A 13621-nucleotide genomic window follows, 5' to 3' on the forward strand; every position below is an offset into this window, starting at 1 on the left:
TTTTTAAAATTAGTAGGTAAATATGGGGATAAATCGGGTGACTTTTGGGATTTTTTGGGAATTATTGAGCTAATGAGAATTTGGTGACTGGAAGATGTTGAAGAGGTAAAAAATCAGCGATGAATTTGAATTTGCGTTCTGGAGGATTGGGATATATTGAGTTTAATTGGTGAGAATTGGTGAAAATCGGGGATTTTGGCGATTTTCTGTGTTATGCACAAAACAGCAAAATCAAAGCACAATTGTAATCTTTCACAAGATTTATTTACAAAGGCTGAAGGGATTACGGTATGGGCGTTTTCGCCTTTTAGGAACCATTCTTAACAAGGGGTCAAAAACAGGGTAAATTTTTGTAGATTTAATGTTGAGTCTTGGTTCTCGTTCAAGCCGAATGCTCAACGTTTACTTTGAAAGTGATCAACTACGATAGCCGAGCGATCGCGCATCTTGTGGTCAACCTAATCCAAGATAAAATCAGGAACGAAAAAAAAGTTCATTGATGATGAGCCAAGGGTAAGCTATGGAAGTCAAAAGCGAAGTGACAATAAAATTTAGTGGCGAACTACCAACAGCCAAACCAGCAGAAAATAAAAAAGTTGCAATCGAGTTGACTGATCAGAACGGCATAGTCTTCACCGCTCAAGTTAATGCCAAAAGCTGGCGCAAGGCTGAAACTAGCGCCTCAGAATTTGCAGACTGGGCCGGGGCCGTTTCGGGCAAGCTTGGTCAACGAACAGAAAACGGTTTTGAAGTGATTGACGCGGGAATTCAGATTTTTGAAAAGAAAGCGAAGGAGGTAAAACCAGATGTAGGATCTGCGGTGGCTGAAGCTGGCGCTTCTTCATAGACAGATTTTCTGTCGCGTTTCGGTTTTCTTTAAAAGCGATCACAATAGTATGGTTAGTGTTTTCAATACACCTTGATGGGAGCAACGGATGATAGACTCCAGGAAAATTGCCACCATGCGTCGATGGGTGATGATTTCACTGTTGGGCTTACTTGCCCTGATCATCGGTCATGGGATGGCATTGATTTACCGCATTCAGCCTGGAGTCTCGCTGTGGTTCCCCCCATCAGGGGTAGCGATCGCCTTAACTTTCTGGTTTGGCCCTTTTGGTATTATTCTCACCGGACTAGCATCTTTTTTGATGTCCGCGGCTTGGGGGTTTCATGGTTGGGAGCGATTAAGTGCTTTGGCGGATATGATAGAACCTCTAGTTGCTTGGTTGCTTTACCGTCGTTTTTGGAGAGGTTCTCGAACACTAAATACCCTCAAAGATGCTGCCGTTTTTATTGTCAGTGTACCTCTGATTGCCAGTGGTACCTTGGCGATCATTGGTAACTTAACTTTTTTCGCAATAGGTAAAATTCCTATTAGCAGCTTAAGTACTAATATTCCCCATTGGTGGTTAGGCAATGCAATGGGAGTCATGGCTATTGCACCTACTGCCTTGTTAGTCATCACCCCTTATCTCCAGTCTCAGGGCTGGTTATTAAGTGCTGAACCATTAAACTCTTCATTAGACCCGTCCATTTTTCCACGTTCTCGTCGCTTTCTACTAGAATTCAGCACTATAATACTGCTTTGTGTAGTAATAGCAACCATCACTGTTGCCGAAACTAATCACAATGGCTTTAGATTTCAGCAATTATCTTTTTTGAGTTTTGTGCCTGTAATTTGGGCAGCAACTCGCTTTGGTGTCACCTGTGGGATGTTAACCTCCAGTTTTTGCGTACTGGTGACGTTGTTTTCCTATCTAGTTGCATACCCCAGCGCTATATCCTTGTCCACGTTTCCCTTAGAGGCGGAAGTACTGCACGTTCACAAGTTTAGTTTATTGGTACAGTGTATTGTTAGTTTATTAGTGGGCATTGCCATTACAGAACGGTCAAAAATTCAAGTAGAGTTAGCAGTAGAAAGAGTCAGACTGGGGGAATATCAGGCCCGTGCTGAATTATCAGAACAACTTATCCAACTCAATAAATCACTGGCGCAAACCAATACTTCTTTAGAAGAATCCCACCAAGAAAAAGATGAATTACTCAAGCGCGAACAAGCCCTCCGCAGTCGTTTGAGTAATATTTTGTCAAGCATGACTGATGCTTTTATTGCCGTGAATCGAAATTGGGAGATTACCTATGCTAATCACCAAGCGGCAAAAATTCATAATTTAGCACCAGCAGACTTGATTGGTAAAAACTACTGGTCACAGTGGACTGGGGCTAGAGGTACAGAGTTTGAGCGAGAATATCAGCGATCGCTCTTAGAAAATATCCCCGTTCATTTTCACGCATTATACGCACCGTGGGATATATGGCTGGAAATTCACGCCTACCCTGCTGAAGATGGACTGGGGATATTTTTTAGAGACATCACTGAACGCAAACACGTAGAACAAGAACGTGAATATCTGCTCATGCGTGAGCAGATTGCTAGAAGTGAAGCAGAAAAAGCCAATCGTTTAAAAGATGAATTCTTAGCAGTTCTTTCTCATGAATTGCGTACTCCCCTGAACCCAATTTTGGGTTGGGCAACGCTGCTGAAAAAGAATAATTTGGAAGAAGCTATAAAAATACGGGGAATAGAAACTATTGAGCGCAATGCTAAATTACAAATTCAACTAATTGATGACTTATTAGATGTCTCCCGCATCCAACAGGGGAAAATGGCTTTAAATATGCAGCCTGTAAATTTAGCTAATACTATTGAAGAAGCCAAGGAAACTGTAAGACTAGCAATTGAAGCTAAGAACATTAGTCTGGAAACTGTACTAGACCATAATATCAGCATGGTTGCAGGTGATGCAGGTCGTTTACAGCAAATTATCTGGAACCTGCTTTCTAATGCCGTTAAATTCACTCCCTCAGCCGGAAAGATAAAAATCATATTAGAACAAGTTAATAGCTATGCCCAAGTTCAAGTTCAAGATAATGGTAAAGGCATTAGCCCAGAATTTCTCCCCTATGTATTTGATTATTTCCGTCAAGCAGATGGCACAACCACAAGACAATTTGGAGGGCTAGGTTTAGGGCTAGCTATTGTTAAGCATCTGACAGAATTACATGGTGGTATTGTGAAAGTAGACAGTGCAGGAGAAGGCATGGGGGCAACATTTACAGTCAGATTACCATTCATGCCTGATAGTGCCCAACTAATACCAAAAATCCGACAATCCAATAATGCTTTAAGTTTGCCAGGGTTGCATATATTAGTGGTAGATGATGATGTAGATACAGGTGAATTTCTCACCTACATATTTGCACAATCTGGAGCAAAAGTGACAGCGGTTACATCAGCAGGCGAGGCTTTAGAAATCTTAGCCAAAACTCAAGTAGATTTACTATTGAGTGATATTGGTATGCCAGGAATAGATGGTTATATGCTGATGCGATTAATTCGAGCTATGCCTTTAGAAAAAGGAGGGAAAATCCCAGCGATCGCACTCACAGCTTATGCTGGAGAAATTAACCAAAAACAAGCATTAGCTGCCGGATTCCAAATCCACTTAGTTAAGCCTGTAGAAACAGAGAGATTATTTCAAGCAATATCAGATGTTATCAATTAATCAATAGTCCGCTTTTTTGAGTTGAAGTAAATTAAGCAATCTTACTTGTGACTAAATAAAGAATTGTCCTTTCCAGACCCACCAGATTCAGATGGAGTTCAGTTGTTGTCTCAATAAAACTGGTTAACTGCAAATTACAGGGGTGAAAAAGCACTGATAGCTTATAAGCAATAATTAACACATCCTATTGCTTGAAAGCCCTCAAATGGAGTTGACAAGCGTGACATCATACTAGATTGCCCTGGTTGCACGAACCTTCTATTTACGCCAAATCGTACCATTTGAACCTCTCTAGTTTTTAGAGTCTGAAATGCTTGTAAGTTATTGCCATCACCCCATAAGAAGTATGCGCTCAAGTGAAAACCTCTGCCATAAGAGAGATGGTTTTATTTAAAGTCTTTTTTTAAATCAAGGTAATCCACAAAGACAAGCAAAGCTTACGATACAATTCATAGATTATAGATTGAGTACGGCAAGAATGATGTTGTATCTTGTTGCTTAATTGATGACTGATTTTGAGTGTGAAAGAAGTAAATTTATTAGAGACTTTGCTATTAGCTTTCCAACAGATTGATATGCAATCAAGTATAGCTGAGAAGAAATCAAAATAGTTCGCTGTTTTTTTAGTGTAGAAATACTATATGGAGTGATTTTCTTGATTATTAGGCTGCTTATATTTGTGGGGTGTCTTAAAACTGTATTTTAATCAAAGGAGAATTTCACAGGAGCATAGGAACTCCAACAAACTTCTTCCATAAATATATTGAAAAAAGAGATAAAAACTGAGAAATAACCGTCAATTATTAGTAACATTTAGGAATAAAATTTTAGTTATACAAACTCATTTAATTCATTAATTTTGTTCATTTAGCAATAATCAATAGCGCCCAGTTTTTTTATATTCGGTTTTGTTTAAATCCCGATATCGCTTTTAGTTTACCCCAGTAACATTGAGTTTGTAGTCCAACCTAAAACTTCCCAAAATTCTAAAACTCACAGAGAAAAAATGAAACTTTTAACGATTGACACCAAAAACAATTGTTATGTTATTGACGCTAATGCAATGAACCACCTGCAACAAGATGTTGCTAGCTCTTTTACTTTAGAGAAAGGGACTTTTGATATAAAAATTACCAGTGGTCGCTATAGTTATGCTCAAAGCGAAACTGAAGGCGAACCTTTGGTTGTACTTTGGATATATGGGGTTGATGGTAGTACATTTATCAACAAAAACACAGGTGCTGAAACAGGTGCAACTTGGACAACTTTAAACGGATATAACAAGACGTTACAGTTGGAAGTCAAAGAGAAAGCTGTTATCTGTGCTTTGTTTTTTGATGTAAATAATAGTGATAATAAAGGAGCGGTTCAGCTTTTAATTAGCAGCAATAAACCACATTTTAAGCCTCAAACTCTAACAGTTGCTAGTAAAAATAACTGTTATGTTCTTAATGAAAAAGTTCTATCTAAGCTGAAGCAACCAAATTCTAATTTTATTGAATTGGAACCAGGTAATTACAAGCTCAAAATTCGTGAAAGCAACGCAACTTATTGGTCTTCTGAGCAAAAATTCCAATTAGAACCTTGGGCTTTACTATGGATTAAAGATGGAAAATTTGTTTCTAATCTTACTGGTCTTGAAGTTAAAGAAACTTGGTGTTCGCTCAACGGATTACAAGAGGAATTCATTTTAGAAGTCAAAGAAAAAACTACTATTTTAGGATTTTTCTTTGATACCTACAAAGAAGATAACAAAGGACAAGTCGTTCTAGAAATTAACACAGTGAGTAAGACTGTAGTAGACGAAAGCTATAACAAACAGCCGAACCCGCCAGTAACAGGAGTGCCAGACGGTAATGTTAAAGAAAGCAATGTCACTACTGTAAGCGCTGGTGGTGGAACTAGCACTGGAGGAGGTAGCTTCAGCGGTGAGAATGATTTCAGCTTCAGTTTCGATCAAGATCAGATGGAGCGAATGTGGCAAGAGATGGCAGCCATGCTCGAAAGCTCAGTAAGCGTAACGGCTCAAAAAGATGAAAATAAACAAGCCTACTGGGAAGGTCTTGAAAAATCGATACTCAAAGGCTATCAAAGCCAAGCTAAGACACTTGCCATGCAGGTAGCACGGCTTGAGTTCATGATGAAGACTCTCATACAACAAACTGAGGTAAATTTTAACCAAAGCTTCCAAGGTTGGTCTAGTTACTTTAATAAAAATCTCAATGACTTGTTTATTACAAGAATTCCCAGAATAGTTAATGACCAGGTTCATCTGGTAATTACTGAACAAACCCAAGAAGTTAAAAACTTAGTAATTCAACAGATACAAACAGAACTCAATGAGCGTGTTGAGTCTGTCGTTAATCTGAAAATTACTAATCAAGCTCAAGAAATTAAGACTTCAGTCGTTCAGCAAATGCAAACAGAACTGGAGCAACGCATTGAAAACGTTGTTAATGTCAAAATTGCTAATCAATCTCAAGAGATTAACACTCAAGTCATTAACCAGATGTCAAATGACATTGACCAGCGAATTGATAATGCAGTTAATGTCAAAATTTCTAATCAAGCTCAACAAATCAACAATCAAGTAATTCAGCAGATACAAAATGACATCGATCAGCGTGTTGATAGTGTCGTGAGCCTGAAAATTTCTGATCAAACCCAGAATGTTAAAAATCTGGTGATTCAGCAAATGCAAACCTACGTTGAGCAACGTATTGATAATGTAGTTAACCTCAAAATTGCTAATCAAGCCCAAGACATTAACACTCAAGTTGTTCAGCAGATACAAAATGACATCGATCAGCGTATTGATGCAGTAGTTAACCTCAAAATTGCTAATCAAACCCAAAACATTAAGAGCCTGGTAGTCCAACAGATTGAAGCTGATTTCGATCAACGTATCCAGTCTGTTGTTAACCAATCTACAGGTAACAATGTTCAGTTAGTCGTTAATAATGTCGTCAACGAGCTTGATAATCGCATCAATGTCAACTTAGACCATAAAATTGTCAACTTCCGCAATGAAGTATTTACCCTCGTTAATAATGAGATTAACCAAAACTTCACGGAGTCTCTCAAAACGACGATTTTATCAGATATCAAAAAACAGCAGTTCTACATTGATATGCAGTCAATCAAAGCTGAGGTGGAGAACTTCTACGCCCGTTTAGGACAGTTTGAGAGCCAATTATATTTACGTGTTGAGCAGGGAGATACCCAACTTTATAATTGGACTCTCGAACAACTTATTGCCCTTCAAGGTTGCTTAACCGATCGCCAAGCTCTGGTTGAGATGTTTGAGGTCTTTGCCAGTAACCTTAAAGACGAACTGAATGGTGCTGAATGTGTTCATCCTAGTCGGTTTACCCCTTGGGTAAGAAGAACTTCGCAAGCACAACTTGAGCCTAAGCGGTATTGAGTGAGGTCGAGGGGAAGTATTATCTTCCCCTCGACCTCACTCAATACCTTCTAGCTTATAAAAATGTAAACGTATTTCTTTATTGACTGGGTTGAAAACTGTTTCTACGTATTTCAATCGCCAGGACACTCGAAAATTGTCGATCTGTGCAAACTCATAAATCTTATCTGGCTCAAAAATTAATTCACTCATGATAACTCTGATACAGTTTACAGTTCATTTTCGGCTGACGAAAATCCTCGAGGCCCTATTGTTACTTAGCTCACTTGTTCATCAAAAATCGTCAATACATCAGGATGGCAGCGTTTAACGACGACTTTTATCCCCAAGGCTCCCTCGCTTTTAAGGTCATCAACGTATCCGGGGCAGGCAGCTTTCGCTTCAACAAAACTTTGAAAAGGCCCAAAATAGTAGATGCAGTCAGGGCATTGGGTGGTAACTTCTGCCCAGTAATCACTCTTCAGTCCTTGGATAAATCTTCGAAGCAAAAATTTGATTCTGTTAAACACAAAGGAAAAGGTGAGAAGAATAGTTGCTATTAAACAGCATGACTATTGCTGTGATAGCTATCCTCTGCCGAAAGGATGAGGATATATAAAGTCAAATCACCACTTACTTCTAGTCGAGTAACAAAGAATAAATTGAGAAATTTCTAGATTCTACGAACGCTAATGTACAGCTGATTATTTCGTGAGCGGGTTTAACCTACTCGGTATCACCGTGGTCGGGTAGCAGGACTATATCGCTATAATCTTATTTCCCGACATCCACTTAAAAGCATCTACAGTCAAGTATTCAGCCGACTAACGCCGTTTTAGTTTCTCCCTGCCTTAAAGCCTTCTCCACTAAGAAATTCTTCATTTATCAGCAACAGAATTTTATCTGTGTCCTTGCCTTTGTTGGCATAGCTGGCAGGGTTACTAGGGTCTTTCTTGTTTTCCATGCCGAACTTAGCATTATGGCTAATTACTTCATCTTTGTGCTGCTCAATCCAATCGCGTACCAGCAAACCGTTACAGCCTGATAAATCTCTAAGTGCTTGGTTAGTAATTGCGAGGCGATCTGAGTCCCCAGTTGCCACAGTATCGTTATACAAACAGATAGCCTGATAAGACCTACGAATTTTTTCTACAGCTGCTAACGTTGCTTTACTTCCCCAGACCTCAGCATCGGTTTTGGCTTGCCAGTCAATCTCTTCTTTGATGGGTGCAACCTTGGCAGGTGTGGCAGTAGTAGCAGGTGCTATTGCTCCCCCGTGAGTTACCTTGTTCACTACCTCAATAACTTTTTTCTCTAGCCAAGAATCTAACTCGGTAACATTGAGAGTAACTGTTTGGGGCTGCTGTGCTGTGGTTTCCATTACTGCTTTCTCCTGTTGTAGTTGTTTGTTGGCTATATCTAATTGGTTATTGACTTGCTCTAACTGGTTATTGCTTTGCCGTAACTCTTTAACTTCCGCCTCTAGTTGGGCAGTTACGCGCTGTGCTTCTTGCAGAAGCTTTGCAACGTCAACACGATTTTTGTGGTGTTCAATTAAGCGGCTAACTACTGATTGCTGGTTGGGTAATTGCCATTCACCCTGTAATTCCTTGAGATATTCAAAATCAGCAGGAATAGCGCGAATTTGAAATAATTTTTCTTTCTCTGGTGCATCTGGAAACCCTACAGGCTTTGTTGTGTAATAGTCGGCATAGCCCAAGGTGGTTACAAGATTTTGTAAATCTCGGTCGGTGGGTGACTCTTTAACAAAGTGACCAGCACTCCGGGCAGCATGGAGCATTTTAGAACCTGTTGAACCCTGGCAATCCCTCTCTGTAGCCAGCGCTAAATATGCAGCCCGGAGCGCTTTGCAGTTGTCTTGTTCTTCCCCGTGTCGGAAATTTAGAATCGGTGCTTTATCTCCCTTATCCCCAAAGTACGCACGCACAACCCGGTTAAGTGAACCGTTGCGGCGGCTGTCAATGGCGCGGTTTTGTGCTGCTACATCTGTAGGATTTTCGTTAGCCACCTCTGTTAAAAGTGCTTTAGTTGATGGTTCTTTTCTTAGCCAGTTCAACCGCTCGATGACATAACTAGCAGGGTAAAGGGTAGCGATCGCAAATACTGGCTGATCTCCCCGTTTCTTCCCTTGGCCAGTGAACATTACCTGATAGCTTTGACCCTCAACAGCCGCAAACTTGGCACGAGCGAGAATTTCATGGGGACGGCGGCCAGTGGCAGCAATTAACCCTACTGCTACCTCATGGAGGTCTTGGGATTCTAGCAATTTACCCGTTACCTCTAAATATTCGTCTGGGCTAATTTCCTGACCATTGTCTAGGCGTAAGCTTACCCGTGTGGTTTCGTTGCGTTCTTCCCAGTCTTTCTTATCCAGACCACACAGCAATAAAACATAGTGCTTCAACTCATAACCTGTTACATTGCCGTTGGCATCATGCTTGGGTACAGAATCAGCGTTTTTCCCTTGCTCTAATGGGAGTGACTTGAATTTTTTATAGAAGCCAGCCCGACTCAGCACAGTGCCTAAGCTTTTAATGCTGTAGTTAGTGTTGGTATTTATCCACTCGTTGAACTTCTCACAGTGTGGCTTGATCTCTTCAAGGCTTTGCAAATCTTTGACCGTAACAAAGAGTTGATCTACTTTTTCCTGAACTGCTTTAGACATCTGACTGACTCCCCTTTATTTCTAAGCTGTTATTAATTTAACTAACAAGTTATTTAATGTCAATAACCTGTAAGATATTTTTAACAGGTTATTGACATTAAATAACTTGTTAAGCTACGCTAATAACAGGTTGAAAAAACCACAGAAAAAGCGGGCTACTAACCCGCAGCTTAAAAATAAAAGGTATTCTCATGTTACTCACAATTGCTAAACCTCAACAATTCCAACCTACTAGCGACTACTTTGACGGAGAATTCGACGCGGCGATTGGATTACCACCCAAAAGCCAGGATGGAGACTACTGGCGGGGATATCTCGCCAAGGTAAACGAGACTGGTAACACACCGTTCTAAAACCCAAAGGGAGGCTAACAACCTCCCTTAATTTTGCTTACTTTGTCAATTTCTCTTGTGGCTGTATCACGGAGTTAACTGGTTGATTTGTAAATCTGCCAGCGATCGCACCCACGGACAATAGCCCGATCATGCTGAAAATGATTAGCTTAATTGGCAAGTCGCTAATGCTAAAGACGTGTAGCGATCGCTTCTCAAATTCCCAGTTAACCATCAGAAATTGCACTGGATTAAAATCAAACCACTCTTGACTTTTGATTAACTCAACATTGCATTGGCTAAATTGTTGATGTAATTCACCCTCTACATCTGCCATATCCTCTACATAAATAGTCTTGAGGATTTTCACGTTACAAGGTGGTTGATTCCTATGAAAGTTATCAAGTCGAGCTTCGGGATTACGAGATAACCCAATTTTGCAACGACGGAGGTAACAACCAGGAATTAGCCCGTGATAACCCTCTGCTTCCATTAAATAGATAAATCCCGGCTCATGGTCATTTTTAGGCTGATAGATAAGTGTCGTAATATCATCCAAGTCCATATATTTATTTCCAAACTATTTTGTTAGAAACTGTTATTTTTTTGCAGTTCAAACAGTAATATCTTTTATCCTTTCTCACGGTTAGATTTGCGTGACCACAGTGGGGACAATAAGGCTTTGTGTCACTTTGGCGGCTACCCCCTATAGTCGGAAATGACGCGACTGACATCACCGTGTCAGTGCTTACTGTGCTTGGCTTTAAAGTATCCCTTGTCAATCTCGTGTCATTCGTGTCAGGGGACTTGGCAACCCTTGCCAGTCGCTTTGTATCCTCTATTTCTTGATAGTTAAAACTGACTTTATCTAAATTAGGTAAAAAATAAAGTTTGGGTGAGCGAGAATCGACTACTAAGGCTACTCTTAATAATCTCGCATCATCGGTAACTAACTCATTTTTATGGTTGATGTATTCTTCAATTGCGTCTAAGTTACGAATCAACTTAGCCAAGTTAGACTCGCTGTTTTTCCCCTTGCCGTAGGTATTCAGGTAATGTCTGATTTTGGGAATGCCAATGATTATTTCGGTAAAGAGTGACCGATCATCATTAGTAAAACCTGGGATTTGTTTGGTCATCACTGATTGACCCGACACAATCCAGCCGATGTTATTATGACCAAACTGCTTCAGAATCTTCTTGAGGTTTTCCCCTGCCTTGTATGGCTCACTGCAAGAATTTAGGGTGTTATCTAATTCATCCCATGCCCAAATTTGAAAGAAGTTAGCAGCGAATGTGGGGTTTTTAACTCGAAAATTTCCGTCGTCTAGGCAATCATCAAAGGATTTAATCGCGGCTGTTGTGTCGCCATACTTAAGGAAATGCTCTAAAGGATAGTTGCTATCTTTGAGTGAAGCAACAGCACCAGGATAAGACACTGTAACCAGAGTATTAGGCACTTTCTCGCCCTTGCCAGTATTGCCACGAGTACAACCAGCTTTGAGGATTTCGCTAATCATTACCGCAGTGGTTGGGGTTTTACCAACGCCCGGATCTGCAATCAGCCGATAGCGGATAGGGTGAGAAGTGACGTAGTTTATAAATTCGTCAGGAGTCCCAACCATCAGCTTAATTTCATCTGTTTTGATGGCTGGGCCCATACGGTAACTGACCACAATACAATCGGTTATTTCTAGCTTGCGAACGCTTGTTATTTTGAATAGTCCTAACTTTTTAGCCAGCGTGTCAGAATGTTTGCTGATTGCTTCTGCAATGGCTTTGGGATGCACTGATCGGGAATAGCCATAGCCAATGTCTACAACACCGTCAGGCTTCACCTGAAAGCCTTTAACGCTCAAAGCTAGCCTGAGATCACTAAACAAGGTACGCGCTATTTCGTTGGCGATTTTCCCGTTGATATCAAAGCCAAAGTCACCATACACGGGTTCTATTAAATCACCAAGCAATTGTTGCTGTAGCTGACCTATACGCTCGTTTAGTAATTCGATTTGCAAAAGATAATTTTGGCGCTCACTAGCGATCGCTTCCCCAACCTCATCTAAATTTTCGTTGTAGCTACTTGCCAAACTTTTGATAATCTCGGCTTTACTTTGATGACCATGCGCTACCTTCTCACCCCAGTTTTGCAACCTTCTGAATAGCTGCATAGCTTCAGAGGTAATAGAATCGTGTTCATGATAAATCTTTTCTAATTCCTGTGACTTGGCAAGTTGAAAGCGTTTGTTAGCCTCCGCTTCTACTTGAGTTTTAAAGTTCAATTCCCATTGCTCAGTCTCACTTTCTAGATATTCAATACGCTGTTTATCTTGCTGTGACTGGTTAAAAGCTTGATTTAATTTAGCTTGCAGTTGAGCAATTAAACCCGTGTTTTCTAGTTTGATATGACCTAACGAGTTGATGGTATTTCTCGCTTCTTTGAGTTCATCTCTCAAGGATTCTAGCTGGCTGCTAGCGTTAGTTAACTTTGACTTGCAAGTGTCAAAATCCCTAATTATTTTGTGCAGTGTTTTACCTGCTTGTTCGTTCTTACTTTCGGCATCATTTAGCAATCTCTGTGATTTGGTATCCGCAATAAAGTAAGTGATGAAGCTTGCTGGCAATGCTCCCACACCAAGCATAGAGATTACTTTGGCTATATCGTTGGTGAAACCTCCAGAAGCTACTACTAAGCCAGCACACAAGCTAAAAGCACTTAGCCCTAAGCTGTAGGATAATCTCATGATTTTACCTCCAGATAATCACCCAATTGGGCTTTGAAGCTTGCTAGATTGCCCTGTGATTCAACAGTTTTTAGTCGCAATTCTTCAGCTTTAATTTGTGCTTGTAACAACTTTTGATTTAGTTCGTCTTTGCTATAAACCGAGATATTCGTGTCAGCGCTCGTCTTAACTTGACTAACATCTAAAGCAACTGATTTTTGGGTAGTTACCTCTTTTTGATTAAGGTAATCCAAATAATTACCCTTGACTTTTTCAATCTCGGTAGCTGCTTGGATGCCAGCGCCAAAAGCCTTTGAGTGTTTACCAATTACAGTAAATTTCTCGCGTGTTAGGTCGAGCGCTGCCCCGGTCAATTTGAGCGATCGCGTTGCACCTTCATAGATTTTCATCCCTTTATCAAGCTGGCTTTGAGTTGCCTGTGGGAGAGTTTCGGGAGGATTTAGGGGATCTGAAATATGGTATTGATTGGGTTGGAATGGTGGCATCATTCCTGGTACTAAGTCAGGGGTGACAGTTAGTAAGCCAGGGATGCGGCTATCTATGGGAGTAGTCGCAGGGGTAGCAGATGTGGAATTAGTGCTAGATGTCGAGTTTTGGTTACGCCCTGCTAACTTCTCAGCTACAGCTTTCGCAGCTGCTTTTGTAGTGTCAATTCTTGCCATTGCTCAAAAACTTTCTAGTGTTCAGTAGGGATTGATATTTAATTTCTAGTTGCCTAAATGCTTTGTCGATTTCGCTAAACTCAATTGATAATTGTTCGTCTAGATCATATTTTTTCAGGACTTGGTTTAGCTCTGTTTCGTCCGTCTTTGCATCTTGAATTTGGCTGTTTAAATCATCCATAAACCTTTTTTCTATGAGTAGGGATATGGCATAATTGCTGGGTAATTAAG

At 40.4% G+C, this 13621-nt stretch carries 10 protein-coding genes; 4 read left to right on the forward strand and 6 right to left on the reverse strand.

The features are described 5' to 3' along the window. Positions 1-520: 520 nt before the first annotated feature. From ACFFRD_RS04590 to ACFFRD_RS04600, 3 genes are all read left to right on the forward strand, one after another. Entirely contained in the window at positions 521-847 is a 327-nt protein-coding gene (locus ACFFRD_RS04590) for a hypothetical protein (protein ID WP_392476825.1), read from the forward strand. A gap of 88 nt (positions 848-935) precedes the next feature. After that, a complete protein-coding gene (locus tag ACFFRD_RS04595; RefSeq protein ID WP_392476827.1) occupies positions 936-3566 on the forward strand; it encodes an MASE1 domain-containing protein in 2631 nt (876 codons plus the stop codon). A gap of 1006 nt (positions 3567-4572) precedes the next feature. Next, the gene (locus ACFFRD_RS04600) at positions 4573-6990 is read left to right on the forward strand and encodes a hypothetical protein (protein WP_392476828.1); all 2418 of its coding nucleotides are present in this window, start codon (positions 4573-4575) and stop codon (positions 6988-6990) included. A 257-nt stretch (positions 6991-7247) separates the two neighbouring features. Here ACFFRD_RS04600 and ACFFRD_RS04605 read toward each other — a convergent pair whose 3' ends face one another. Together ACFFRD_RS04605 and ACFFRD_RS04610 are read right to left on the reverse strand one after the other, a co-directional pair. Continuing rightward, positions 7248-7478 (reverse strand): DUF1816 domain-containing protein, encoded by a 231-nt coding sequence (locus ACFFRD_RS04605; protein ID WP_370684381.1) that lies wholly within the window; start codon positions 7476-7478, stop codon positions 7248-7250. Between the two features lie 326 nt (positions 7479-7804). Further along, positions 7805-9655, reverse strand: coding sequence for a protelomerase family protein (locus ACFFRD_RS04610; protein WP_392476830.1), 1851 nt, complete (start codon positions 9653-9655; stop codon positions 7805-7807). Between the two features lie 191 nt (positions 9656-9846). On the opposite strand from ACFFRD_RS04610, the gene ACFFRD_RS04615 reads away from it, so the two are divergent. Continuing rightward, entirely contained in the window at positions 9847-10008 is a 162-nt protein-coding gene (locus ACFFRD_RS04615) for a hypothetical protein (protein WP_176726887.1), read from the forward strand. Between the two features lie 37 nt (positions 10009-10045). On the opposite strand, the gene ACFFRD_RS04620 is transcribed toward ACFFRD_RS04615, so the two are convergent. The 4 genes from ACFFRD_RS04620 to ACFFRD_RS04635 are packed head-to-tail and all read right to left on the reverse strand — an operon-like array spanning position 10046 to position 13571. Further along, positions 10046-10552, reverse strand: a complete 507-nt coding sequence (locus ACFFRD_RS04620; protein ID WP_242059341.1) for a GIY-YIG nuclease family protein — start codon at positions 10550-10552, stop codon at positions 10046-10048. Between the two features lie 4 nt (positions 10553-10556). Next, positions 10557-12728, reverse strand: a complete 2172-nt coding sequence (locus ACFFRD_RS04625; protein WP_392476832.1) for a hypothetical protein — start codon at positions 12726-12728, stop codon at positions 10557-10559. Next, the gene (locus tag ACFFRD_RS04630) at positions 12725-13390 is read right to left on the reverse strand and encodes a hypothetical protein (RefSeq protein ID WP_190898862.1); all 666 of its coding nucleotides are present in this window, start codon (positions 13388-13390) and stop codon (positions 12725-12727) included. Before ACFFRD_RS04630 ends, ACFFRD_RS04625 begins: the two co-directional genes overlap by 4 nt. After that, entirely contained in the window at positions 13377-13571 is a 195-nt protein-coding gene (locus ACFFRD_RS04635; RefSeq protein WP_392476834.1) for a hypothetical protein, read from the reverse strand. The genes ACFFRD_RS04630 and ACFFRD_RS04635 overlap by 14 nt, the downstream gene beginning before the upstream one ends. Between the last annotated feature and the right edge of the window lie 50 nt (positions 13572-13621).

Source organism: Nostoc sp. C110 (genome assembly GCF_043099725.1).
Lineage (GTDB): Bacteria > Cyanobacteriota > Cyanobacteriia > Cyanobacteriales > Nostocaceae > Nostoc > Nostoc muscorum_A.

Bases quoted from the DNA above. Each gene is read 5' to 3' on its own strand.
- ACFFRD_RS04590 (WP_392476825.1), top strand. From the start codon at position 521: ATGGAAGTCAAAAGCGAAGTGACAATAAAATTTAGTGGCGAACTACCA.
- ACFFRD_RS04595 (WP_392476827.1), top strand. From the start codon at position 936: ATGATAGACTCCAGGAAAATTGCCACCATGCGTCGATGGGTGATGATT.
- ACFFRD_RS04600 (WP_392476828.1), top strand. From the start codon at position 4,573: ATGAAACTTTTAACGATTGACACCAAAAACAATTGTTATGTTATTGAC.
- ACFFRD_RS04610 (WP_392476830.1), bottom strand. From the start codon at position 9,655: ATGTCTAAAGCAGTTCAGGAAAAAGTAGATCAACTCTTTGTTACGGTC.
- ACFFRD_RS04615 (WP_176726887.1), top strand. From the start codon at position 9,847: ATGTTACTCACAATTGCTAAACCTCAACAATTCCAACCTACTAGCGAC.
- ACFFRD_RS04620 (WP_242059341.1), bottom strand. From the start codon at position 10,552: ATGGACTTGGATGATATTACGACACTTATCTATCAGCCTAAAAATGAC.
- ACFFRD_RS04625 (WP_392476832.1), bottom strand. From the start codon at position 12,728: ATGAGATTATCCTACAGCTTAGGGCTAAGTGCTTTTAGCTTGTGTGCT.
- ACFFRD_RS04630 (WP_190898862.1), bottom strand. From the start codon at position 13,390: ATGGCAAGAATTGACACTACAAAAGCAGCTGCGAAAGCTGTAGCTGAG.
- ACFFRD_RS04635 (WP_392476834.1), bottom strand. From the start codon at position 13,571: ATGGATGATTTAAACAGCCAAATTCAAGATGCAAAGACGGACGAAACA.